23 protein-coding genes and 1 tRNA gene are annotated in these 22,241 nt (G+C 71.3%); 10 read left to right on the forward strand and 14 right to left on the reverse strand.

Translation table 11 applies throughout. From position 1 onward, the window contains the following. Positions 1-98: 98 nt before the first annotated feature. From ACW9J6_RS28975 to ACW9J6_RS29005, 7 genes are read left to right on the forward strand one after another with little or no spacing between them, the layout of a single operon-like run. Positions 99-563, forward strand: coding sequence for a hypothetical protein (locus ACW9J6_RS28975; protein ID WP_457119812.1), 465 nt, complete (start codon positions 99-101; stop codon positions 561-563). Next, positions 560-811 (forward strand): monovalent cation/H+ antiporter complex subunit F, encoded by a 252-nt coding sequence (locus ACW9J6_RS28980; RefSeq protein ID WP_457119813.1) that lies wholly within the window; start codon positions 560-562, stop codon positions 809-811. Before ACW9J6_RS28975 ends, ACW9J6_RS28980 begins: the two co-directional genes overlap by 4 nt. Next, on the forward strand, positions 808-1,101 hold the full coding sequence (locus ACW9J6_RS28985; protein WP_457119814.1) for a monovalent cation/H(+) antiporter subunit G: 294 nt from the start codon (positions 808-810) through the stop codon (positions 1,099-1,101). The genes ACW9J6_RS28980 and ACW9J6_RS28985 overlap by 4 nt, the downstream gene beginning before the upstream one ends. Beyond that, complete coding sequence (locus tag ACW9J6_RS28990) at positions 1,098-1,358, forward strand: hydrogenase subunit MbhD domain-containing protein (RefSeq protein WP_457119815.1); 261 nt, start codon at positions 1,098-1,100, stop codon at positions 1,356-1,358. Before ACW9J6_RS28985 ends, ACW9J6_RS28990 begins: the two co-directional genes overlap by 4 nt. Continuing rightward, a complete protein-coding gene (locus ACW9J6_RS28995) occupies positions 1,355-2,143 on the forward strand; it encodes an MnhB domain-containing protein (protein WP_457119816.1) in 789 nt (262 codons plus the stop codon). Before ACW9J6_RS28990 ends, ACW9J6_RS28995 begins: the two co-directional genes overlap by 4 nt. Continuing rightward, complete coding sequence (locus tag ACW9J6_RS29000; RefSeq protein WP_457119817.1) at positions 2,140-2,517, forward strand: sodium:proton antiporter; 378 nt, start codon at positions 2,140-2,142, stop codon at positions 2,515-2,517. The genes ACW9J6_RS28995 and ACW9J6_RS29000 overlap by 4 nt, the downstream gene beginning before the upstream one ends. Next, positions 2,517-4,286 carry a complex I subunit 5 family protein gene (locus tag ACW9J6_RS29005; protein ID WP_457119818.1) on the forward strand — a complete coding sequence of 590 codons (1,770 nt, stop codon included), beginning with the start codon at positions 2,517-2,519 and terminating at the stop codon, positions 4,284-4,286. Before ACW9J6_RS29000 ends, ACW9J6_RS29005 begins: the two co-directional genes overlap by 1 nt. Positions 4,287-4,298: 12 nt before the next feature. Here the strand turns inward: ACW9J6_RS29005 and ACW9J6_RS29010 are convergent, their stop codons facing one another. The 6 genes from ACW9J6_RS29010 to ACW9J6_RS29035 all read right to left on the reverse strand — a co-directional run bounded on the left by ACW9J6_RS29010 (position 4,299) and on the right by ACW9J6_RS29035 (position 14,917). Further along, positions 4,299-7,166, reverse strand: a complete 2,868-nt coding sequence (locus ACW9J6_RS29010; RefSeq protein WP_457119819.1) for a putative bifunctional diguanylate cyclase/phosphodiesterase — start codon at positions 7,164-7,166, stop codon at positions 4,299-4,301. 236 nt (positions 7,167-7,402) lie between these two features. Continuing rightward, the gene (locus tag ACW9J6_RS29015) at positions 7,403-8,599 is read right to left on the reverse strand and encodes a dimethylmenaquinone methyltransferase (RefSeq protein ID WP_457119820.1); all 1,197 of its coding nucleotides are present in this window, start codon (positions 8,597-8,599) and stop codon (positions 7,403-7,405) included. A 48-nt stretch (positions 8,600-8,647) separates the two neighbouring features. Next, complete coding sequence (locus ACW9J6_RS29020; protein WP_457119821.1) at positions 8,648-9,919, reverse strand: adenylate/guanylate cyclase domain-containing protein; 1,272 nt, start codon at positions 9,917-9,919, stop codon at positions 8,648-8,650. After that, positions 9,916-10,314 carry a response regulator gene (locus tag ACW9J6_RS29025; protein ID WP_457119822.1) on the reverse strand — a complete coding sequence of 133 codons (399 nt, stop codon included), beginning with the start codon at positions 10,312-10,314 and terminating at the stop codon, positions 9,916-9,918. Before ACW9J6_RS29025 ends, ACW9J6_RS29020 begins: the two co-directional genes overlap by 4 nt. Further along, positions 10,311-13,940: a GAF domain-containing protein gene (locus ACW9J6_RS29030; protein WP_457119823.1), complete on the reverse strand. Its 3,630-nt coding sequence runs from the start codon at positions 13,938-13,940 to the stop codon at positions 10,311-10,313. Before ACW9J6_RS29030 ends, ACW9J6_RS29025 begins: the two co-directional genes overlap by 4 nt. Next, positions 13,937-14,917: an ABC transporter substrate-binding protein gene (locus ACW9J6_RS29035; protein ID WP_457119824.1), complete on the reverse strand. Its 981-nt coding sequence runs from the start codon at positions 14,915-14,917 to the stop codon at positions 13,937-13,939. The genes ACW9J6_RS29030 and ACW9J6_RS29035 overlap by 4 nt, the downstream gene beginning before the upstream one ends. A 461-nt stretch (positions 14,918-15,378) precedes the next feature. Here ACW9J6_RS29035 and ACW9J6_RS29040 point away from each other — a divergent pair. Then, positions 15,379-15,455: transfer RNA gene (locus ACW9J6_RS29040), tRNA-Arg, on the forward strand. A gap of 85 nt (positions 15,456-15,540) precedes the next feature. On the opposite strand, the gene ACW9J6_RS29045 is transcribed toward ACW9J6_RS29040, so the two are convergent. Genes ACW9J6_RS29045 through ACW9J6_RS29060 form a run of 4 tightly spaced genes read right to left on the reverse strand, consistent with a single transcriptional unit; the run spans position 15,541 to position 16,734 of the window. Beyond that, complete coding sequence (locus ACW9J6_RS29045) at positions 15,541-15,690, reverse strand: hypothetical protein (RefSeq protein WP_457119825.1); 150 nt, start codon at positions 15,688-15,690, stop codon at positions 15,541-15,543. Continuing rightward, complete coding sequence (locus tag ACW9J6_RS29050) at positions 15,687-15,899, reverse strand: hypothetical protein (RefSeq protein WP_457119826.1); 213 nt, start codon at positions 15,897-15,899, stop codon at positions 15,687-15,689. Before ACW9J6_RS29050 ends, ACW9J6_RS29045 begins: the two co-directional genes overlap by 4 nt. After that, positions 15,896-16,267 (reverse strand): hypothetical protein, encoded by a 372-nt coding sequence (locus ACW9J6_RS29055; RefSeq protein ID WP_457119827.1) that lies wholly within the window; start codon positions 16,265-16,267, stop codon positions 15,896-15,898. Before ACW9J6_RS29055 ends, ACW9J6_RS29050 begins: the two co-directional genes overlap by 4 nt. Continuing rightward, entirely contained in the window at positions 16,264-16,734 is a 471-nt protein-coding gene (locus ACW9J6_RS29060; protein ID WP_457119828.1) for a hypothetical protein, read from the reverse strand. The genes ACW9J6_RS29055 and ACW9J6_RS29060 overlap by 4 nt, the downstream gene beginning before the upstream one ends. A 397-nt stretch (positions 16,735-17,131) precedes the next feature. On the opposite strand from ACW9J6_RS29060, the gene ACW9J6_RS29065 reads away from it, so the two are divergent. Next, positions 17,132-17,503, forward strand: a complete 372-nt coding sequence (locus tag ACW9J6_RS29065; protein WP_457119829.1) for a hypothetical protein — start codon at positions 17,132-17,134, stop codon at positions 17,501-17,503. 1 nt (position 17,504) lies between these two features. Then, the gene (locus tag ACW9J6_RS29070; protein ID WP_457119830.1) at positions 17,505-17,804 is read left to right on the forward strand and encodes a hypothetical protein; all 300 of its coding nucleotides are present in this window, start codon (positions 17,505-17,507) and stop codon (positions 17,802-17,804) included. A 23-nt stretch (positions 17,805-17,827) separates the two neighbouring features. On the opposite strand, the gene ACW9J6_RS29075 is transcribed toward ACW9J6_RS29070, so the two are convergent. The 4 genes from ACW9J6_RS29075 to ACW9J6_RS29090 all read right to left on the reverse strand — a co-directional run bounded on the left by ACW9J6_RS29075 (position 17,828) and on the right by ACW9J6_RS29090 (position 21,968). Then, on the reverse strand, positions 17,828-18,355 hold the full coding sequence (locus tag ACW9J6_RS29075; RefSeq protein ID WP_457119831.1) for a hypothetical protein: 528 nt from the start codon (positions 18,353-18,355) through the stop codon (positions 17,828-17,830). Between the two features lie 193 nt (positions 18,356-18,548). Further along, positions 18,549-20,843 carry a hypothetical protein gene (locus ACW9J6_RS29080; RefSeq protein ID WP_457119832.1) on the reverse strand — a complete coding sequence of 765 codons (2,295 nt, stop codon included), beginning with the start codon at positions 20,841-20,843 and terminating at the stop codon, positions 18,549-18,551. A 14-nt stretch (positions 20,844-20,857) separates the two neighbouring features. Further along, complete coding sequence (locus ACW9J6_RS29085; protein WP_457119833.1) at positions 20,858-21,088, reverse strand: hypothetical protein; 231 nt, start codon at positions 21,086-21,088, stop codon at positions 20,858-20,860. Position 21,089: 1 nt separating this feature from the next. Continuing rightward, positions 21,090-21,968 (reverse strand): baseplate hub protein, encoded by an 879-nt coding sequence (locus ACW9J6_RS29090; protein ID WP_457119834.1) that lies wholly within the window; start codon positions 21,966-21,968, stop codon positions 21,090-21,092. Positions 21,969-22,241: the final 273 nt, after the last annotated feature.

Genomic DNA, 22,241 nt, shown 5'->3' on the forward strand with positions numbered 1-22,241 from the left:
ACGGCAGCCGGACGGGAGCGCCGTCGGGCGCAGGGCGGCCGGAACCACCCTGGCCGCGCGGCGCTTGATCGGCACCATCGACGCGGGCCGGCCGATCCATGATCCGATACGCGCTCCTCTGGCTCGGGCTGACCGCGGCCTACCTCCTGTTCGCCGGCACGCTCGGCGCGACGGAGATCGGCGCTTCCCTGGTCTGCGGGGCTCTCGGCGCCCTGTGGAGCCACCAGACCGGAACCCGCGGTCTCGGCCCGATTCGGCCGCCGGTCTCCGCCGCCCTCGGCCGCTTCGGGCACGCGCTGGCCGGCCTGCCGGGGGAGACCGCCGCCGTCGCGCGGGCGCTCGCCCGTGCGGCACGGCGCGGCGACCTGCGCGGGCGCGTCGTCCCGGGTCCCGCCGCCGCCGTGTCGCGCTTCTCCCTGGCCGATCCGGCGGCGGCGGCGGCGGGCGAGCGCGCGGTCGGCACGGTGGCGGCCTCGCTCGCGCCCCGGACCTTCGTGCTGCGGCTCGATCCGACGCGCGACGCCGTGACCCTGCACGTCCTCGATCCGGAGGCCGCCCCGTGAGCGTCTGGGCGATCGCCACGGCGGCCCTGCTGCCGGCGCTCGGCCTCGCCGTCCTGGCGGCCCTGCGCGGGGATCTCGGGCAGCGCTTCGCCGCTGTCCAGGTCGCCTCCTCGATCGCGGTCCTGGCGCTGGTGCTCCTCACCTTCGCGACCGACCAGCCGTCGAACACCGACCTCGCCCTGACCCTGGTGCTCCTCGGCCTTCCCGGGACCCTGCTGTTCAGCCTGTTCCTGGAGCGCTGGCTGTGACTCTCCTCGATATCGGCATCGGCACGCTCCTCGCGCTGGCGGTCGCGGCCGCGTGGCTCGGCGGCCTCGGGGCGCTGCGGCTGCCCCGCGCCCTCGACCGGCTGCACGCCGTGACCTTCGTCGGCGTCGCGGCCGGGCTTCCGGTGGCGGCCGCCGCGCTCCTCGCGGACGGGGTCTCGAGCCGTTCCCTCAAGGTGCTGCTCCTCGTCGGGCTCCAGATCCTGTGGGGCGCCGTGCTCTCCCACGCGAGCGGCCGCGCCCTCCTGCTGCGCGAGGGACCCTCCGCGTGAGCGCGATCCTCGTCCTCCTGCTCCTCCTGGCGGCCGTGACCGGCACCGCCGTGGTCCTCACCCGCGACCCGCGCCGCCAGATCGTGCCGCTCGCCCTCAACGGGCTCGCGCTCACCCTGCTGTTCACCGCCCTGCAGGCGCCGGACGTCGCCCTGTCGGAACTCGCGGTCGGCACGGCGGCGGTGCCGCTCCTGTTCTTCATCGCGCTCAGCGTCGTGCGCGTCCCCAAACAGGCGGAGCCGGAGGAGGAGCCGTGAGCCCGCGCCTGCGCCTCGTCGTCCTGGGTCTCGCCGCCCTGGCGCTCGCGCTGCCCGTCGCGCGGGTGATCGGGGCGCTGCCGCCCTTCGGCGCCGAGACCGCCGAATACGGCCTGCGGATCAACGCCATCGCGCCGGCCGAGCGGCACGTCGCCAACATGGTGAGCGCGGTCAATTTCGACATCCGCGGCCTCGACACGCTCGGCGAGGAATTCATGCTGCTCGCCGCCATCACGGGCAGCGTGGTGCTGCTGCGCGGGCGGCGCGGCGAGAGCATCGCCGACAAGGCCATCCGGCTGCCGGGCCGGCCGCAGGCGGGCCGCGCCGAGGCGGTGGTGCTCGCCTGCCGGATCGCCGGCCCGCTCACCGCCGTCTACGGCCTCTACGTCGTGCTCCACGCGACGGTGACCCCGGGCGGCGGCTTCCAGGGCGGGGTGATCCTCGCCTCGGCGACGCTCCTCACCTATTGCGGCGAGGGCTACGCGGGCTGGCGCGACAGCGTCCGCAGCGCCTGGCTCGACGCCCTGGAGGGCGGCGGCGCGCTGCTCTTCGCGCTCTGCGGCCTCGTCCCGATGCTGTTCGGCTTAGGGTTCATGGAGAATCGCCTGCCGCTCGGCAGCTTCCGCGACCTGTTCTCCGGCGGGCTGATGCTCGTGGAGAATCTCGGGGTCGCTGCGGCGGTGGCCGGCGGCTTCACGCAGCTCTTCCTCGAATTCATGGAGGAGACCCGCGCCCCGAAGAATCCCGCCGATGATCAGCCCGACGCGCCCGCGGAGGAACCATGAGCACCCTCCCCTTCTGGGTCGCCGCGTGGCTGTTCGGCATCGGGATCTACGGCATCGTCACGAGCCGCCACGCCATCCACCTCGTCGGCTGCCTCTCGGTCTGCCAGTCCGCGACCTACGTCCTGCTCCTCGCGGTCGGCTACCGGTTCGACGCGATCGCGCCGATCTTCTACGACCACCCGCCGGGCACGAAGGCGGTGGACCCGGTGGTGCAGGCCCTCGTCCTCACCGACATCGTGGTCGGGGCGACGCTCACCGCCCTGATGCTGATCCTGGCGCTGCAGATCCACAAGCGCACCGGCACCCTCGACCCGCAGGCCCTGCGGCCAATGCACAACAAGGGCCCGAACCCCGATCCGGGGGCGCGGTCCTGATGCCGGGACCGCTCGCCGCCCTGCCGGATGCCGCCCTGGTCTCGCTGCCGGTGGCGCTGCCCCTCGTGGTCGGCGCCGCCCTCCTCGCCACCGCCCACCACCTGCCCCGGCGCCTGCCCGACATCCTGGCGGGGCTGACCGCGCTCGCCGTCGCCGGGCTCTGCGCGCTCGCCGCGTCGCGGGCCGGCGCCGGCCCGCTGGTCGCGTGGTTCGGCGGCTGGGTCCCGCGCGAGGGACACGCCCTCGGCATCGGCTTCTCGGTCGATCCGGCGAGCGGATCCGTGGCGGCCTTCATCGGCGTCCTGTTCGCCGCGAGCTTCGTCTTCGCCTGGGGCTTCTTCGAGGAGACGCACGGACACTTCCACGTCCTGATGCTGCTGTTCCTCGCCGCGATGGTCGGGTTCTGCTTCACCCGCGACCTGTTCAACCTGTTCGTCTGGTTCGAGGTGATGAGCGTCGCGGCCTTCGCGCTGACCGCCTACCGGCTCGACGAATCCGCCATCGCGGGGGCGCTGAACTTCACCGTCACCAACAGCCTCGCGGGCTTCCTGATGCTCGGCGGCATCGGGCTGATCTACGCCCGCGCCGGGGCGCTGGACTTCGAGGATCTCGGCCGGGCGGTGGCGGGAGCGCAGGGCGACCCGGTGGTGGCGGGGGCCTTCTGCCTCGTCGCCGCGGCGCTGATGATCAAGGCCGCGGTGGTGCCGTTCCAGTTCTGGCTCGCGGACGCGCACGCGGTGGCGCCGAGCCCGGTCTCGGTGATCTTCTCGGGCGCGATGGTGCCGCTCGGGCTGTTCGGCCTCGCCAAGCTCGCCCACGTGGTGTTCGGCGGCGCCGAGCCCCTGCGCGCCGCGCTCGCCGCCTTCGCGATCCCGGCGGGGGCCGCGACCGCCCTCGTCGGCGGCTGGATGGCGCTGCTCCAGCGCCACCTCAAGCGGATGCTCGCCTTCTCGACCATCGCGCATTCGGGGATCATGCTCGCCGGCCTCGGCGCCCTCGCGCCGGGGGGCACGGCCGGGCTCCTCGTCTACCTCGTCGGCCACGGGCTGGTGAAGGGCGCGCTGTTCATGGTCGCGGGCATCCTGCTCGCCACCCGCGCCAGCATCGACGAGATCGACCTGCGGGGCCTCGGGCGCGGGATCGCCCCGGCCGGCCTCGCCATGGCGGCGGGCGGGCTGCTGCTCGCCGGGCTGCCGCTCGGCCTGATGGATCGCGGCACGCGCCTGCTGCACGGGGCACTCGCGGCAGGCGGCCACGACCTCGCGGCGACGGCGGCTCTCCTCGGCGCCGCCCTCACCGGCGCGGCGGTGCTGCGCGCAGCGGGGCGGATCTTCCTCGGCTGGGGGCCGGATCCGGGCGACGAGGCGCAGGCCCCGAGCGAGGACGAGCAGGAGAAGGCGAACCGCCCCCTCTGGCTGATGCTGGCGCCCTGCGCCCTGCTGCTCGGGCTCGACCTGCTGGCGCCGGCGGGGAGCCTCGTGCGCCGGGCCACCGCGGTCCTGCCGCTCTTCACGCATCGGGGCGCCGCCGCGTCGCTGCCGGAGGGACCGGGCGTGATCGCCTGGGCCGGGGTGGCCCTCGCCCTCGCGGTCGCGGCCTTCGACCTGTTCCGGGAGCACCTTCCCGCCCTGGTCGCGCGCGGGATCCGGCGCGCGCCGACCGGGCCGACGCGGCTGCTCAACGCCCTGCACAGCGGCCTGATCGGCGACTACGTCACGTGGCTGGTCGTCGGGCTGGCGGTCCTGGCGGGCGTCGCCGGGACCCGCTGACGGCGGGCCTCGTCAGGCGGCCTGCGTCCTGCGCCCGGCCCGCTGGTGCAGCAGGGCGCGCAGCTCGCCGGACGGGAGCGGCCGGCTGAACAGGTAGCCCTGAACCTCGTCGCAGCCGCGGTCGCGCAGGCAGGCGAGCTGGTCGGCGGTCTCGACGCCCTCCGCGACGGTGGCGATGCCGAGCGAGCTGCCGAGGCCCGTGACGGCCTGGACGATCGCCTGGCAGTGGCGGTTGTCGCGCAATTCGCGCACGAAGGACTGGTCGATCTTGATCTTGTCGAACGGGAAGGTGCGCAGGTAGCTCAGCGAGGCGTAGCCGGTGCCGAAATCGTCGAGGGCGATCCGCACGCCCAGGTCGCGCAGCTGGTGCAGGACGCTGAGATTCGCCTCGCTGTCGGCGAGCAGGATCGATTCGGTGATCTCCAGTTCGAGCCGGTCCGGCCGCAGGCCCGAGGCGGCCAGCGCCGAGACGACGCTGCTCACCAGCTGGCGGCCGCGGAACTGCACGGGCGAGAGGTTGACCGCGACCTTGATCGGGTCCGGCCAGGTCGCGGCCTCGGCGCAGGCCCGCCGCAGCACCCAGTCGCCGATCGGCACGATGAGGCCGCTCTCCTCGGCGAGGGGCACGAACTCGGCGGGCGAGACGAAGCCCCGCTCCGGGTGCAGCCAGCGCAGGAGCGCCTCGCAGCCGCTCAGGCGATCGGCGGAGGCGGAGAACAGCGGCTGGTAGTGGAGGTCGAGCCCGCCGTCCTGGAAGGTCTGGCGCAGGTCCCGCTCCAGGCTCCGCCGCGCCTGCAGCCGGGCGTTCATCTCCGGCTCGAAGAACCGGAAGGTCCCCCTCCCCTCCGCCTTGGCCCGGTAGAGGGCGAGGTCGGCGTTGCGCAGGAGGATGTCGGTCGTGTCGCCGTCCCCGGGCGCCAGGACCACGCCCATGCTGGTCCCGATCGCGAGGTCCTGCCCGTGGACCGTGAAGGGATCGGCCAGGGCGCGGATGATGCGGGACGCGGTGGCCCCGGCCTCCTCGGGCTGGACGGGCGCGGCGAGCAGCACCGCGAACTCGTCGCCGCCGAAGCGCGCCACCGTGTCGCCCTCGCGCAGGGCCTCGCGCAGGCGGGCGGCGACCTGCCGGAGGAGCTCGTCGCCCGCCGGGTGGCCGAGGGTGTCGTTGACGTGCTTGAACTGGTCGAGGTCGAGGCACAGGACGGCCGCCGCGGCGCCCGCGCGCCGGGGTCCGGCGAGGGCCGCGTCGAGCCGCTCGCAGAACAGGAGGCGGTTCGGCAGGTCGGTGAGGGCGTCGTGGTGGGCCATGTGGGCGATGCGCGCCTCGATGGCGCGGCGCTCCGTGATGTCCTCGGCGATCCCGATCAGGAAGCCCCGCCCGCCATCCTCGGCGGGAACCCCGAGGGTCCTCAGGTGGACGGTGCGGGCGCCGTTGCGGCGCGTCTCGATGACCCTCTCCTCGACCGTCACCGCCCCGACCGTCACCGCGGCCATCGGGGGCGCGGGCCGGGCGGGATCCTCCGCCAGCGCAGGAACGCCCGCCTCGTCGGCGCGGCGGCCGATCAGGTCGGCCCGGGCGATCCCCAGGAGGTCCTCGCCGGCGCGGTTCATCAGGACGAAGCGGTCGTCGGCGGCGTCCTTGACGAACAGCATCGCCGGAATGTTCTCCACGATCGTGTCGAGGAAGGCGCCGATGCGGCGCGCCTCCGCCTCCGCCTCGTGCCGGGCGGTGATGTCGATCGCGGCGATGAGGACGGCCGGGCGCTCGGCGACGGTGAGCGGCCGGCTATAGGGCAGCACCAGGATCCGGGAGCCGTCGGCGCGCAGATGCGCCCAGGCGCGCTCCCCGTTATAGACCGCCCCCGGCCGGCCGATCGCCGCCCGCAGCGCCTCGCGCTCCTCCTCCGGCCGCAGGTCGAGGGCGGTCATGGCGAGGAAGGTCTGGCGCGCATAGCCGTAATGCGCCACCGCCGCCTCATTGACGTCGAGGAAGCGCAGCGTCTGCGCGTCCAGGACCCACATGGGCACCGGGTTCGCCTGGAACATCATCCGGAACGAGGCCTCGCGGGATTTGACCTCCGAGATGTCCACCAGGGTGACGATGACGAGGTCGCCGGCGGCGGTGGCCGACACCTTCAGGTGGGCGGCCGCGGCGGCGGGCGTGTCGCTGTAGTCGAGTTCGAAATCCGCCTCCTGCCCGTTCTCCAGCACCGCGAGCAAGCCGGCCATGATCCGCTCGGCGTGGCGGCCGAGCCGCAGGGACGACAGCGCGCGCCACAGCAGCGCGGCGGTGCCGGCCCCGATCAGCCGCCCGGCCCCGGCATTGAGGCTGACGATCTGGAGATCGAGCACGCGGTTGGCCGCGTCGCGCACCGGCGCCAGGGCGAGCATGCCCTCGCGGGTCGACTGGTAGACCTTCTCGACCAGGCTCGACCGGCCGAGGGAATCGCCGACGTAGACGAGCACGACCGGGAAGCCCCAGCTCGTTCGGAGCGGCAGCGCGAGGATGTCGAAGACCTCCACGATGCCGCGCTCGACGCGGCTCGCGGTCTGCAGGTCGGGTTCCCCCCGGTCGAGGGCGCGGGCCACGGCGTTGTCCACGACCCGGCGGCAATCGCTGCGCTCGGCGCGTCCGCCATCCTCGGCCTCGTCGTGGAACCACGCGTCGAAACCGGGGGCGCTGCGCACGATCGCCACCTCCTCCTCCCGGCGGAGGATGGCGGTCCGGTCGGCGAAGCGCCCGAGATTGCCGAGCGCGATCTCCTCGTAGGGCGGCAGCGTCGCGCCGTTCGGGCGCGCCGCCCACCAGCGGGCGGCCAGCGTGGCAACGGATCCCTGGCGATCCTTGTTCGCCGCGGCAGGGGGAAAGGTGTCGCGCATGACCGGCTTCGGCTCTGGGGCGTCTCTCCCACTTCAAACCATGCGCCTCACTAACGCTTTCTGAACATCTCCAGTGCTCGCCTGTAATCCGAACGAATATGCCGGCTTACAATCGATGTCCTGACGTTGAATGCGTGGCCCCTTATCGTTGCGCATCTGATCGATGACGCTGACTTCGATCTGCCGTAAGGGCATCATGCCGGCCGGAGGGGTCGCCGCGCTGCTTGGGACTGGGCTCAGCCCTTCCAGTTCCGCAAAGCCGCGAAGGGGCTGTCCGCCGGCGCGGGCGGGCTCAGCAGCGGTTCGATCTGGCTCACCGCGTCCGGGAGCGAGAAGGCCGATCCGCTCGGCAGCTTGCCCCCGGCGGCGTCCGGATGACCCCCGCCGCGGAACAGCCGCGCCCCCGCGAGCGCCGTGCCGTCGATCGAGCGGAAGGACAGCGTGCCGGTGCGCTGGGCGTTCACCACCCGGGCGGCCCGCCCGGCGGCCATGATCAGGTCGGAGACGCGCTGGAACGTGCCGGGATCGAGGCCGAAGGAGAGCAGCGTGCCGTCCGGGAGGGCGTGGAACAGCGCGTCGGACCGGGCGAGCAGGCGGGCCACGCGCATCCGGGAGGTCAGGGCGGGGTCGTCCTCAGGGTCGGCCCGCAGGAGGTCGTCGACGATCCGCCGCCGGATCTCCGGGACCGCGCGTTCGAGCGCGGCGGGCGTCGCGCCGGCCCGGATGGCGGCGGCGGCCTCCAGCAGCAGGCCGGAGACGACTCGGTCGTGATCCGGGTGGCCGGCCGGCACCAGGGTGGCGACGTTGTCCCAGAACGCCTCGTCGAGGGCGAGCCCGGCCGCGAAGAGCGGGTCGTCCTTGCGCCACAGGTCGAGCGCGTCCACCGCGTCGACGAGCACGGCGAGGTCGTCCGCGCGGGCGGGCTCCCCCGCGCCGTCGGCGAAGAGGGCGCGGTGCCGGAGGGTCATGCGGGTGGCGCTCGCGCCCTCGTCGATCAGCACGACGAGGTTCGGGTCGTCGAAGCCGAACCGCAGCAGGCCCGGCGCGCCGGGCTCGGCCTCGGGCTCCACGCCCTGGCGCCGGAGCTGCTCGACCGAGGAGGCGTGGTGGTCGAGCACGACCAGGCGATGCGCCGCGTCCGGCCCGCGCCGCCGGTTCAGGGCCGCGAACCGGCGCAGGAAGGCGATCGAGGCCTCCTCCAGCCCGAGATCGGTGACGAGCAGGGTCTCGGCGGCGGGCGCCCGGCCGAGCCGCTTCAGCTCCGCATCCACCACCGGCCCGACATCCGCGTAGCGCGGCACGTGCACGACGCGCTCGGGCGCCGCGAGGGCGGCGGCGACCGTGGAGGCGCCGTAGCCGTCGAGGTCGTGATGGGTGATCTGGGTCAGGGGCACGTCGCTGTCAGCCGTCTCGGGGGTCGGTCCCGTCAGCATAGGGGGCCGGGCCTCCTTCGGCGAGGTGCGGCGGCGCGCGTCCGCCGGTCAGGGGGCGCGCAGGTCGATCCGCGTCCCCGCCCCGCCGTTGAGGAGCCGCCGCAGGTGGAAGCTCGCGAGGTGATCGTCGGCGTTGAGCCCGACGAGCGACGCGAAGGCCGGCAGGGCGCCCGGATCGCCCGCCGCGAGCTTCTCGAACGCCTCGCGGTAACGCGCGGTCCCGGGATCCGCGAAGGCCGCCTCGGTGAGCGGCTCGAAGGCGCGCAGGGCCTCCGCCTTGCCGCGCAGCACGAGGTCGCCGATGGGCCTGCCGCGGAACGCCGGGACCCGCTCGGCCACCGCCGCGCTCACGCAGAGCCGCGTCCCGAGGGCCTTGTTGGCGGCCTCGAGCCGCGCCGCCGTGTTGATGGTGTCCCCGTAGGCCGTGTAGTCGAAGAAGCGGCCGCCGCCGAAATTGCCGACGATGGCCGGCCCGGCATGGACGCCGATGCGGGTCACCCCCAGCGCCGCGCCGCGCGCCATCCAGCGGGTGCGGAAGGCCTCGGCGGCGGCGTCGAGGGCGAGCGCGCAGGCCACCGCCCGCGCGGCGTGGTCCGGCTGCTCGCCCGGCGCCCCGAACAGGACGTGGATCGCGTCGCCGACGATCTTCGCCACCGTGCCCTCGTGCGCGAAGACGATGCCGGTCATCTCGGCGAGGTAGCCGTTCAGGAGTTCGGTGAGGAGGGCGGGATCGAGGCTCTCGACGAGGGTGGTGAAGCCGGCGATGTCGGTGAACAGGGAGGCCACGTCGCGCCGGTGCCCGCCCGCCACCAGGGCCGAGGCATCCGCGGCCAGCCGCTCGGCGAGGTTCGGCGAGAAGTAGCGCGACAGGCTGGCATGCGCCCGCTCGGCCGCGACCTGCCGTCGGCGCGCCTCGCGCAGGGCGCGGACGTGGAGCACGGTCCGGTCGAGGGTGGTCTCGAAGTCGGAGAAGTCGATCGGCTTGGTGAGGAAGTCGAAGGCGCCGCGGTTCATCGCCGTGCGGATGTTGGCCATGTCGCCGTAGGCCGAGACGATCACGGTCGAGAGCTTGTCGTCCGCCTCCTGGAGCCGCGCCAGGAGCGTCAGCCCGTCCATGCGCGGCATGTTGATGTCGGAGACGACGAGGTCGACGTCGGGATGGTCGGCGAGCAGGGCCAGCGCGTCCAGGCCGTCGCGGGCGAACAGGAAGGCAACGGTCCCCTCGCGGATGCGGCGGCGGAACTTCTGCAGGATCAGGGTCTCGAGGTCGGGCTCGTCGTCGACGACGAGGACCCGGGTCGGTGCGGTCTCGGTGCTCATGCGGCCCGGCCGAGTTCCGCCAGGCGCCGGTCGACCTCCGCCCGGAGGGCCGCGAAGTCGATCGGCTTGGTGAGCAGGCCCGCCGCCCCGCCCTCCGCCGCCCGCCGGCGCGTCTCGGCGTCCCCGTAGGCGGTGATCATGATCACCGGCACGTCGGGCCGGGCGCTGCGCACCTGCGGCAGGAGTTCGAGGCCGGTCATGCCCGGCATGTTGATGTCCGAGAAGATCAGGATGAGAGTCTCCTCGCCCGGGGCGCGCAGGCGCTCCAGCGCCTCGTCGGCCGAGTGCGCGAAGGTCAGCGCGAAGCGGCCCGCGCGCAATTCGCGCCGGAACTGCTGCCGGAACAGGTCGGCCACGTCGGGCTCGTCGTCGACGACGAGGATCAGGACGCTCATGCGGGGCTCCTCGGGTGGGCGGGTCCGCCGCGGGGCAGGACGATTCGGAAGGCCGTGAAGGCCCCCGGCTCGGTCTCGACCTCGATGGTGCCGCCGTGTTGCTTCACCACGATGTCGTGGCTGAGCGACAGGCCGAGCCCGGTGCCCTCGCCGGCGGGCTTCGTCGTGAAGAAGGGGTTGAACATCTTCGCCCGCACCGCGTCGGGGATGCCCGTCCCGTTGTCGCGGATCAGGATCTCGACCCGGTCGCCGTGGTCGCGGGTCGCCGCGAGGAGGCGCGGCTCGTAGCCGGCCTCCGCCGCCTGCGCGGCGCGCTTGGCCACGGCGTAGAACCCGTTCGCGATCAGGTTCAGGAGCACCCGCGTGATCTCCTGCGGGTAGAGGTCCGCGCTGCCGGCGCCGGGATCGAGGTCGCGCGCGAGCGTCACGGTGAAGCCCGGCTTCTCCGCCCGGGCGCCGTGATAGGCGAGGTTCAGGCTCTCCTCCACGAGGGCGTTGACGTCGACGAGCCGGTGCTCGCCCGAGCCCTCGCGGGAATGCAGCAGCATGTTCTTGACGATCGAGTCGGCGCGCCGGCCGTGCTGGACCACCTTCTCCAGGTTGCCGCGCAGCAGGCCGGTCAGTTCGTCCACCTCCTCGCGGACCGGGCCGTCGAGGGCGGCCGGGGCCAGCGCCGCGTTCAGCTCGTCGATCAGCTCCGCCGACAGGGCCGCGAAATTGTTCACGAAGTTGAGCGGGTTCTTGATCTCGTGCGCGATGCCGGCGGTGAGCTGGCCCAGCGAGGCGAGCTTCTCGGACTGCACGAGGCGGTCCTGGGTCGCCCGCAGGTCGTCGAGGGAGGCCTGGAGGTCGCGCGTGCGCTCCTGCAGTTCGGACAGGAGCCGGGCGTTCTGCATCGCGATCACGGCCTGGTCGGCGAAGGTGCGCACCAGCTCGACCTGGCGGTCCGAGAACAGGCCGGCCTCGGGCCGCATCAGCACGAAGACGCCCTTGACCTCGCCGTCCCGCATCAGCGGCACCCCGAGGAGCCCGCGAAAGTCGTCGTTGACGTGCGCCAGCGCGAATTCCTCGTCGGCCAGGATGTCGGGGATCTGCTCCACCGCCCCCGACAGCATCACGCGGGGCACGATGGAGCCCCGGCCCGGGGTGCGGGGCGTCTCCCGGAAGAACCGCTCCGTCGCCGCCTCGATGCCGATCGCCGCGCCGAGGAGGCAGACCCCGCCCTCGCGCACGAAGATCATGCCGCTCCTCACCTTGCACAGGTCCGTGGCCGAGCGGATGAGCGTGGCGAGGACCGTCTCCAGGTCGAAGGCCGACTGGCTGATCACCTGCAGCGCCTCGGCGGTGGCGGTCTGCTGGCGCAGCGATTCCGACACCTCGCGGGTGCGCGCCTGCACCTCCTCGAACAGCCGGGCGTTCTCGATGGCGATGACCGCCTGGTCGGCGAAGGTCTTGGCGAGGGCGATCTGCCGCTCGGCGAAGGCGCCCGGCGCGTTCCGGGCGAGGCTCAGGACGCCGATCACCGCCCCCTCCCGCATCAGCGGGACGTTGAGCGTGGCCCGGTAGCCGCCGATGCGGTGCAGGTCCGGGGCGCTGGTGAGCTCCGGGTCGGCCAGGATGTCGGGCACGTGGTCGATCTCGCCCTTCACGGCGGCGCGGCTGCTCGGCACGTCCCGGCTGAGCGGCTGGGGATGGGCGCGCTTGTACTCCACCCATTCCGGGCGGTTGACGGTCGAGGCTTCGAGGTGGAGGCAGCCCTCGCGCAGCAGGTAGAGCGCCGAGGTCTCGATCCGGCAGAGCCGCGTCGCCGAGTGCAGCAGCGTGGTCAGGATCGCCGGGAGATCGAAGGCCGAGCGGCTGATCGTCTGCAGCACCTCGCTCGTGGCGGTCTGCTGCTCCAGCGCGTCCGTGAGGTCGCGCGTCCGCGCCCGCACCTCGTCGAACAGCCGGGCGTTCTCGATCGCGATCATCGCCTGGTCGGCGAAGGTCTGGGCCAGCTCGATCTGGCGCGGCGTGAAGGGGTGGCAGGCGACGCGCATGAGCACGAGCACGCCCTCGACCGATCCCTGCCGCAGGAGCGGCACGCCGAGCAGGGTGCGCGTGTCGCTGAGCGCCGTCTCGCCCGCGGGCGGCGCGTAGCCCGGATCGAGCCGCTTGTCGGGGACGTGCTCGATGCGCCCCGACTGCGCGACCCGCGCGGCGATCGTCGTCCGGTCGCCGGTCCGCCGCGGGTTGGCGCGCAGCTGGTCGAGCAGCCCGGGGGTGGCCCCGAAGGTGGCGCGCGGGTGGAACAGGTCGCCGTCGCGGAGGAACAGGATGCCCTGGTCCGCCGCGCAGAGCTGGGCCGAGGAGGTCGCGAGCGTGCCCAGGACGGCCTCCAGGTCGAAGGCCGAGCGGCTGATGGTCTGCAGCACCTCCGCGGTGGCCGTCTGCTGCTCCAGGCTCTCGTTGAGGTCGCGCGTGCGCTCCGCGACCTTGGCCTCGAGGGTGGCGTAGCTCTCCTGGAGCCGGTTCGCCATGACGTTGAAGCGGTCGGCGAGCGTCTCGATCTCGTCGCCGGTGCGGATGGCGAGGCGCTGCGAGAGGTCGCCGCCGCCGAGCCGCTCGGCGCCCTCCTGCAGGCGGCGGATCGGCACCACCATCCGGCGCGCCAGGAAGGTGCCGGCCACGGTGGCGAGGAGGAGGCCGAGGCCGAGCAGCATCAGCGACCGGGTGAGCGCCGCGTAGACGGGCGCCAAGGCCTCGCCGAGGGGGGATTGGACGAACACGATCCAGCCGACGCGGGCGATGGGCGCGTGGGCGCTCAGCACCTCCCGCCCCTGCATGTCGGTGGTGATCTCGGAGGTGGTGCCGCCGGCCGGCGCACCCCGGGCGGCCAGCGCCCGCGCCACCTGCGGCGCGCCCGAGAGGTCCGTGTCCCGCAGGACCAGGCTGAGGTCGGGATGGGCGATGAGCCGGCCCGTGTCGGTCACCACGAAGGCGTAGCCCCGCTCGCCGATCCGGATCGCCGAGATGACGTCCCAGACGAGCTTGAGGTTGACCTCCGCCACGGTGACGCCGGGGGTCCGGCCCGCATGGGCGACCGCGATGGTCATGTAGGGTTCCGAGCCCCGCCGGAAGGTGACGGGGCCGAGCCAGAGCCCGTCCGCGACCGCCCGCACGAAGCGCGGATCCCCCGAGAGGTCGCGCCCGCTCCCGATCGCGTCCGGCTCCAGCCGCGAGACCTTGAGCTGCTCGCGGCCCGCCGGATCGATGTAGACCGCCTCCGTGATGGCGGGCGCCTGCCGCAGGAGGCGGATGAAGTCGTAGCGCTGCTGCTCCACCGGCACGCGGCGCCACTCCGCCCGGGTGGTCCAGCCGATCTGGCCCTCGATCTCCGAGACGAAGCCGTCGATGCGCTCGGCGGCGGCGCGGGCCTTCTCCTGCTGCACGCGCACCACCGTGCGCTTCGCCTCGTCGAAGTTGAGGAGGAGGTTCACGGCGCCGTCGACGAGGAGCACCACCGTGACGAGCCCGACGAGGGCGATGGCGAGCTTGACGGCGAGCGGGATCCGGCGCGCGGCCCGGGCCGGCGCGCGCGACGCGGCCGCCTCGGCGGCCAGGGGGGCCGTGGCCGCCCCGCTCACTCGATGACCTCGTCGGCCCGGGCGAGCAGCGTGGGCGGCACGGTCACGCCGATGGCGGCCGCCACCGCGAGGTTGATCACGAAGGTGAAGCGGGTCGGCTGCTCGAAGGGCAGGTCGGCGGGGGATTCGCCGTTGACGATGCGGTCGATCATCCCGGCGACGCGGTCGAAGGCCTCGGTCTCGTCCGAGCCGTAGGCCATCAGCCCGCCCTCGCGCACGAAGGGGCGCTGCTCGTAGATGGCCGGGATCCGGTGCGCGCGGGCATAGGCGAAGACGCGCGTCCGGTTGAGGTTGGTGAGCGCGTCCGTGACCATCAGGATGGCCTCGGGCGGGCGCTCGTCCATGCCGCGGAAGGCGGAGGCGAAGTCGTCCGGCTCGCGCACCCCGAGGGCCTCGACGCCGAGGCCGAGTCGCTCGGCCGTCGCCGCGCAGACCCGGTAGCGCAGCGTCATGCCGAGGTCGTCGGCGTTGTAGAGGATCGCGAAGCGGCGGAGCGCCGGGCGCAGGTCGCGCAGCAGTTCCAGCCGCTTGACCGAGAGGTCGACATCGTTGTCGGAGATGCCCGTCACGGTGCCGCCGGGGCGGGCGAGGCTGGCGACGAGCCCGGTCGCGACCGGATCGCCGGCCCCGACCGCGACCACGGTCGGCACGCCGGTCTGCTTCGCCGCGAGGGCGGCCGGGAAGCCGATCGTCACGATGGCGTCGACCTTCGCGGCCGCCAGTTCGTCCGCCAGGGCGGGCAGGCGATCGAGCCGGCCCTCGGCGGCGCGGGCGACGAGGCTCAGGGTGCGGCCGAGGACGTAGCCGCGGGTCTCGAGCGCGCGCACGAGCAGGCTGCCCCGGGGGGTCGTCGGCGCTTCGAGGCCGATGGGCGTGAGGAACCCGACCGCGCAGGGGCGCGCGGCCAGCTGCGCCCGGGCCGCGGAGGGCCACGCCAGGGCGGCGAGGCCGCCGCCGAGGAGATCGCGCCGCCGCATGCGGTCACCGCGCCCGGCCGGCCATGCGGCGGCGCGCCTTGGCCGCCGGCCGAACCTGAAGGGGGCGCGTTCTCTCCCGGCACACCGTGGATGCTCGCCAAACCGCGCCGCCGCCTGCGGCACGGACGCAGGTTACATTGGTCGAGCTTCGGCGGCTACTGCGTCGCGGAGGCTCCGGATTGGGCGAGATCATGGCGGGACGGGCTCCGCCCGGGTCGCCGGGGCGGGAGATCTTGGGGCGGTGTGGGGGCGGAGCCTGGAGGGCGCGTCGCCGCGGGGCGCGATCGCGGGGTCTGCTGGTCGGGCGCGGGCCGTCGGGGCGGGGACGATGGTCTGGGATGAGGCCGCGGGCGGGGCGGCGCTGGCTCGAGGCCTGCGCGTGGAGCCCGCTTCGCGTGAGTCCGACGGTCCGAACCCCGTTGCGCCCCACCCCGACCTGCGCTACTGAGGGGCCGCGGTCAGCACCCGTAGCTCAGCTGGATAGAGCGTTGCCCTCCGAAGGCAAAGGTCACACGTTCGAATCGTGTCGGGTGCGCCAACCGCCTCAATGACTTAGCCGATTTGCGGTTCTCTCCTGTCCAACGAATGGCCAATAAGCCGTCGTGGAATGCGGTGGAATCGGGCTAGGCCCTCCCCCGCTGAGCGACCTCCAGCATCTCGCCCGCCCAGGCGATCCGCCGCTCCGCCCGCGCCCAGATCCGGTTGGAGCGCTCCATGTCGCGGCGCCCCGCCCGGAGCGCCCAGCGGGCGAGAAGGATTCGCAGCAGGGTCATGGGAGGCCTCCCAGCTGTGCCACCAGCGCCCGCCACTCCTCGCGGAGGGCGTCAGCCGTCTCCGCGATGACGGCGCCCACCGTCGCGACCGCTTCGGGCGGCGGCACTGTCGACGGTGTCCCGCAGCACACCAGCATCTGCGCGAGCGCCGCGATGCGCAGGAAGCTCGGCTCCATGTCCTGAGCGGCAGAGAGGGGACTGTCCTTCATCCGGCCAGCCCTCCCCACATCCAGTCCGCCTCGCGGCTGGTGAGCGGCACGCCCGCGGCCGAGAGGATCACCGGAGCCCGCAGCCGCGCGCGCTGCTTCTCCCCCTCCCAGTCGCCGAAGTCGTGCCACAAGGCGCCCGGGTTCATACAGGGAATGAACCCTTTTGCGTGTGGCGCGTAGGGGGCGCTGAAGGCCTCCGACGCGGCGCGCAGCTCGAAGTGCAGCCAGGCGGTGTACGTCGCCAGCATGCCGCCCGTGACGGGTACGGCGGCGGCCGTGGGTCGGCCGATGAGCGTCACGCCGCCGCCAATGAGCGGCAGCGTGGCGAGGCCGCGGAGGATGCCGCGGCGGGAAGCGGGCGCGCTCATGCCGTCCATCCCGGCGCACGGCCGCCGCGCGCGGCGTGCCGTTTCAACTGCTCGAACAGGCCGCCCTCGTCGGCGATGCCGTTGTCGTCGCCCATCTCGCGATCCTCCGGGCTCGGCCACGACACCGTGAGGCCGCACAGGCTCGGCTCCAGGTCGCCGCCGTCCTCGCGGTCGGGGTCGCCGTCGAGGAGGTCGAGGAGCGCGATGTCGGCCTCGATCCGGTCAGCAATGGCCTTGCGCACGATGGGCAGGGCGGTGGGGATCGGGGCGTCGAAGTCGATTGGGTCGCCGATGCTCGCGAAGTACTCCGCCAGCGCGGCGCGAAGGTCGGCGAGGGCGTCGCGGGCCTCCGCCAACTCGTCGGCCCGGACGGCGCGGATCGCGCCCGTGACGGGCTCCACCTGTGCGGAGGGCGAGCGGGAGCGTTCACCGGCGCGGGCCGGTGGTGTAGGGGTGAGGGTAGCCATGATCGGTCCTACAGCGGTTGTGGTCAGGGCCGCGCGGTGTTCGCAGCACCGTTGCGGCCCGACGCTTTTTCAGGTACGTGATAATCATGGCGTCGTCAATATCACGTACCGAAAAAAGAGGCAGGGGGCGACCGCGGACCGACGCGACGTCGGTGCACTTGCGGATGCCGCCTGAGCACCTCATGCCTCTTGATGCTTGGATCGCTGATCACCCTGAGCCGAAGCCCTCCCGCCCGGAAGCAATTCGCGAGGCGGTTGCCGAGCACCTCAAGGCCAAGGGCTACCTGAAATGAGGGTATAGCTGATCAGAGTCGAGCCCTTGAGGTTGGCGTCCTTTCAACGAATTTAACCAGGCGATTGTGCGCGGAAAATCGGTTATACGTTGAGGAAATGCGCGATGGCGAATTTGAAAATTAATATAGGTAGTCGGGAGATTGTTTATTCTGGTGTGATTGTATCGCATATGGATGCTGCTATCAGTTTATATCCATTTGAGCGGGACGCTGAATATCGCGTGAACATTAATATTATTCCCATCGAAACTAATAAGCCTACACGCTCTTGGTCTTCAAGCGGTCCCGAAAATAATATTGAATTGTATTTTGAGGTGTTCTTTACACCGTTTGGTTTTGGGGCAACAGGCCCTAATTTCAACTTTGCCAGCGACGACCAATACGAATATTATTTTGACTGCGCTGTAGCATTCGCTGGAAAAATAGATCTTTATACAAAAATTGCAGCAATTACTGTCACAAGAAAGGCCAAGTGACATGGCCATAACGCCTAAAAATAACCCTGGCGGTGTTCCCAATACTCCAAAGACTGATAATGACTTGAAATGGCAAAGTCAACAACTCGGTTTATTAGGTACTTTATTTGGTGACAGAGACCATGCACCGGTGTATATTGCTGCGGCCATCGTTCTGATGAGCATGACAGGGATTATCTTGGTTGCTTTTGTGCCGCATACAAGTCAATTGCAAGATGCTGATTTGATAAAAACACTTGGTGGTCTTGTGGTGTCATCGCTAACGTTCCTCGGAGGATACATGAGTGGCAGAACAAGGTAAAAACAAGCTGCCCTCATTGAACTTCAGGCGTGGGTGAGGCCATAAGCAAATACAGACGCACATAATCCGGATGCGAGACTTGACCAAGCCGTCCACATCGCGAATTTAGTGAACCTCGCACTTCTTTTCAGCACCGAATGGTTATGCGCGATGCAACGATCATCTTGTGCTAGCATTTCGGCACGAGATAAACTAAGAGATTTCTCACCTGTAATGTCATCGAGCCAAGATGACGGTGTGTTGCCGACATATTCAAATGCATCTGGCAGTGCAGCCAAGTTGGCCATTGCCATTGAGATCAGGAAGCCAACCACAACAATCAAGCCGCCGTACCCAAGAGGCGCCAGCGGCGACACTGTTGCGATTGCAGTAACGCTTGCTCCAGCGATAACCGCAGAGGCGGCAGCGAGAAAGCCGAAGAAAGTCATTGCGCGCTGGTTGCCCGCGAGAGCGACTGTGAGTTGTGCGGCGAGGTGCGCTTCGGAGCCTCGTCGGATCTCATCCAGCGTGGCAGTATCGGCGCTCTGAAGTACGCGGACGATATCGGGCATGCACCCTCCTCTAGAATTTCAACCCAAAGATCGCCCGACTGGGACGAAAGACGGCAGCCGGATCGGAACCGACTCTAAACCAACCCCAAAGCCTCCACCGAAGCCGCCTACGCCCCCCAAGCCGCGGAGCGGTAGTAGGTAGGTCTGTTCGACCAACCTCAGGGGGTTTGCAGCCTCTGCTGTGAGCGCACCCTCACGCCATCCCGTACTGCGCCGCGTTGGCGTGCCCGCCCCGCCGCAGCGCCGGCTCCAGATCCCGCGCGATCCCGCTGGCGTCCGTCGCCCGGGTGTGCACGTTGATCGTGCCGATACTCGTCTCGCTGGAGCTCGTGATCGTGCGGCGGTTGTCGTAGGCGTTCGTGGTGTTGGCGGCGTGGGCCATCTTCACGGACGCGGCGTAGGCGCCGGCACCGTTCGGTCGGGCAGCGTTCTCCGCTGACCCGTAATCGCCCATCCCGCGCGACTCCACGCCCGGGAACATGCGCCGCTGCGCAGGCGTGAGCCCCCGCTCCCACGAGCCGCCGCCCATGCCGACCCGGTTGCCGCCGAGGTCGAAGTGCATGGTGTCCATGGCGCCGTAGCGCCCGGCCGGACCGCCGAAGTAGCCGCCCCACCGGAGCGCCCGCGCGAGGTCCGGGTACTTCTGCATCTGGTAGCGGCGCGCGGCCTGCGCGAACCGCTCGTAGGTGCGGAAGGTCGAGGCATCCTGGTAGTTCGCGAGCTTGCGGCCCTGCGCGTCGAAGATCGCCACGTCGGCCGCGAGACCCTGCCCGTGGAAGCGCGGATCGCCGGGCCGGAGGCCGGAGATGACGCGGGCGCTGTAGCCGTTCGGCAGCCCGGACTTCGCGTTGTTGATGATGTCGATGAGGCGGGAGTCGACGCCGCCGGTGCGCGCCGCCGGTGCGCCCGCGGCCGAGCCGCCGATGCCCTGCCACGGGCCGACCCCGATCCGCGCGGCACCGTGCCAGTCGCTCCAGCCGTGCGCCTTGGCGCGGTCGAGCGCGAAGTCCACCTGGCGGCGCCAGGACCCGGGGTCGCGGATGTTGATGCCCTGCGCGAGCGCGCGGGCGCCGAGGAACTGGTCGTGCAGCTGGTAGGGGCCAAACGCGTGGCCGTGGTCGCCGCCGGTGGTGTCGCGCGGGGCGGACGGGTTGAAGACCCGCAGGCCCTCCGAGTTTGCCACCGCCACGGCCGTGTCCGGGTCGATGCCGCGCGCGGCCGCGGCCTTGCGGATGTAGTCCGCCACCTCCGGCGAGCCGCGACCAATGTTGAGGTGCGACTGCGAGATGGGCCTCGCCCCGGTGCTGGCGCCCGCGGGCGGGCCGCCGCCCTCAGCAGCCTGCGCGCCGCCGGCCTGCCCGCCCGACTTGCCGCCCCGAAGGTAGGCGTAGGCAGCCGCCCCGGCCGCGAGCACACCGCCGATGATGGCGAGCGTCCCCAGAAGGCCGCCGCCGCCCGCGACCGCGGCTCCGGCCGCTCCCACGGCCGCGCCACCCATGAGGAGGGTGCGGAGCGTCCCCAGCGCCCGCAGGACAGCGAGGAAGCGGGCGCCGAGGAACAGACCGAACAGCACCTCGATGGCCTTGGCCCAACCGCCGATCGCATTGGCGCACGCGGTCGCGCCCTCGGCGAACGCCTTGAAGAAGTCGCTCCGAAGGAAGTCCTTCGCGGCGAGTACCAGCCGCTCCACGTCGCGCAGGAGCTCGACCAGCACCGGGCTGAGCGCGGTCGTGACCGTCCTCACCGTGTCGGTGAAGGCTTGGTTGAGGCTGCTCCACGCCCGCTGGCGGTCGCGCGCGGCGTCGGTGTCGGCCTTGGACGCGGCGCCCAGCCGCTGGCTCTCCTCCAGGGCGGCCCGGACGGCCTCGCGCCCCTGGTCGAGGAGGGCGACGGTGCCCGGATCGAAGCCCAGCTGTCGGCCGAGCCAGTTCGCTGTCGCGTCACCCTGCTTCGCCTGGACGGCCTTCAGGTTCTCCGCGATGTCGCCGAAGGTCTCGGACAACGACTTGTTGAGGTTGATCTGCTTGCCACCGGCCGCCTGGAGCCGGTTCAGGAACGGGAGGATCGACGTGTCGCCTGTCGCCTTGAGCTCCTGGATGTGATCCGAGAACGTCTGGAAGCTCTGGGCCGCGGCGTCGGCCGAGCCGCCGGCACGCTCCACCGCGTTGGCCATGCCCGAGATGGCCTGCGGGGCGGTCGCGAGGGACTGGCCGAGCCGGCCGACCGCGGCGTCCGCCCTTGTGATGTCCGCGGCGAGTTGCTTGAACTCGTGGCCGGCGCCGAGCAGGGCGAACAGCTTCAGGAAGTTGCCCGTCAGCCGGCTGACCGCGTCGCCGGCCTTTGCGGTCGCATCCTCGATGCCCTTCGCGTGCTTGACGGCATCGTCCTTCGTGCGCCGGAAGCTGTCGGAGGCTTCTCGCTGCGCTTTCCGGAACTGCGTGACGTCGAGCCCAAGGCTGACCACGAGAGCATCGATCACCGTCGCCATGGTCTGTCTCCTGGTCAGGCCCTGCCGACCTGCGGCGCGGAGCCCGCCCGCGCGATCGCGGCGAGCAGATCCTCCACGCGGCCGCCGGCCATCGCGAAGCTGTAGAGGGCGAAGATCGCCTTGAACGCAGTCGGGTCGCCCTGCGCGAGACTCGGATCGTCCCTGAGGGCGCTCTCGGCGAAGCTCAGCGCCTCGACGGCGTCCTGCACGGGCGCGAGCTTCGCGAGCGGCGACAGGTCGATCATCTCACCCGCCCGCCGTCTGCAGGCCCGCGAGCCGCTGGGCCTCGACGATGCTGAACCACTTGCCGCGCGGCGTCTCGCTGTCGAGATCGTACTCGAGGTTGGAGATGAACCACTCCCCGCACGCGGGCGTCAGGTCCGACTTGACCTTGATCTTGCCGCCGGGCCGGAGGCTCGGGTTGAACATCGTGGTGAGCACCACGCCCGCCTGATTGAACGCAGGGTAGCCGACGAGGCCGGTCGTGGGGGAGATCAGGGGAATGGATCCGCCCTGGCGGCTGGCTCCCGACTTCCAGATCGCGAGCGTGTCGTTATCGATCACCCACTGAACGCCCGCCATCTCGGCGAGCTTCATCGCCTGCTGGCGAGGAGATCCGGACAGGTAGAGGTTCGGGATCTTGATATCGATGTCATTGCCTTCGAACTGCAGACCCATCCGCTTGGCGAGGTCACCCATGACCTCCTTAACGTCCGAGGGGCCGGGCTTCGAGGTCGGGTCTGTTTTCTGCACGCTCTCGTAGAGGCCCGCGAAGGCCGACACGCGGAAGCAGACTTCCGGCATGGCCCGCATGTCGGCGTAGCCGGTGCCGATCGTGCCGGAGAAGATCAGGGCCGGCTGCTGTCCCTCGTCGTAGGCGAAGACCTTGATGCCGTTCTTGGTGACGAGATCCGCCTCTGTCCCGAACGTGGTCAGCTTGTTCATCTCCGAGAGCGTCATCCCGAAGATCGCCGCCTCCATGCGGCCCATGTCGCGCCCGCCGGCCTTGGCGATGCGCACATTCGCCCGCGCGCCGGAGATCCGCGACGTGTTCCCGCCGCCGGAACCGAACTGGCCGCCGGACAGGATGATGTCGAACTCGAGGCGCTTGCGGGTGAAGGACATGGGTGCTCCTTGTCTGTCGCCCCACCGCGGAGCGCGTCGTGGCGAATGGCTCCCGGACCGAAGTGCGGGGTGACGCATTGGCCCCCATGCGGCCTCGTCCCTCAGGCCTCCACCGACGCCCATCTCGAGCCGCGAGCCAAGTCTGTTCGCCAGCGCGCCTCACGGCTGCGTCATCGCTCTCAGTACCAGCTCACAGTCAGCATAGTAGAATGATTCATAGCAAGAGCTATAACAAATTGCGAGTTACATGCGCGGGGCCCGGGCTTCCTGACG

The organism is Methylobacterium sp. JK268 (genome assembly GCF_054052225.1).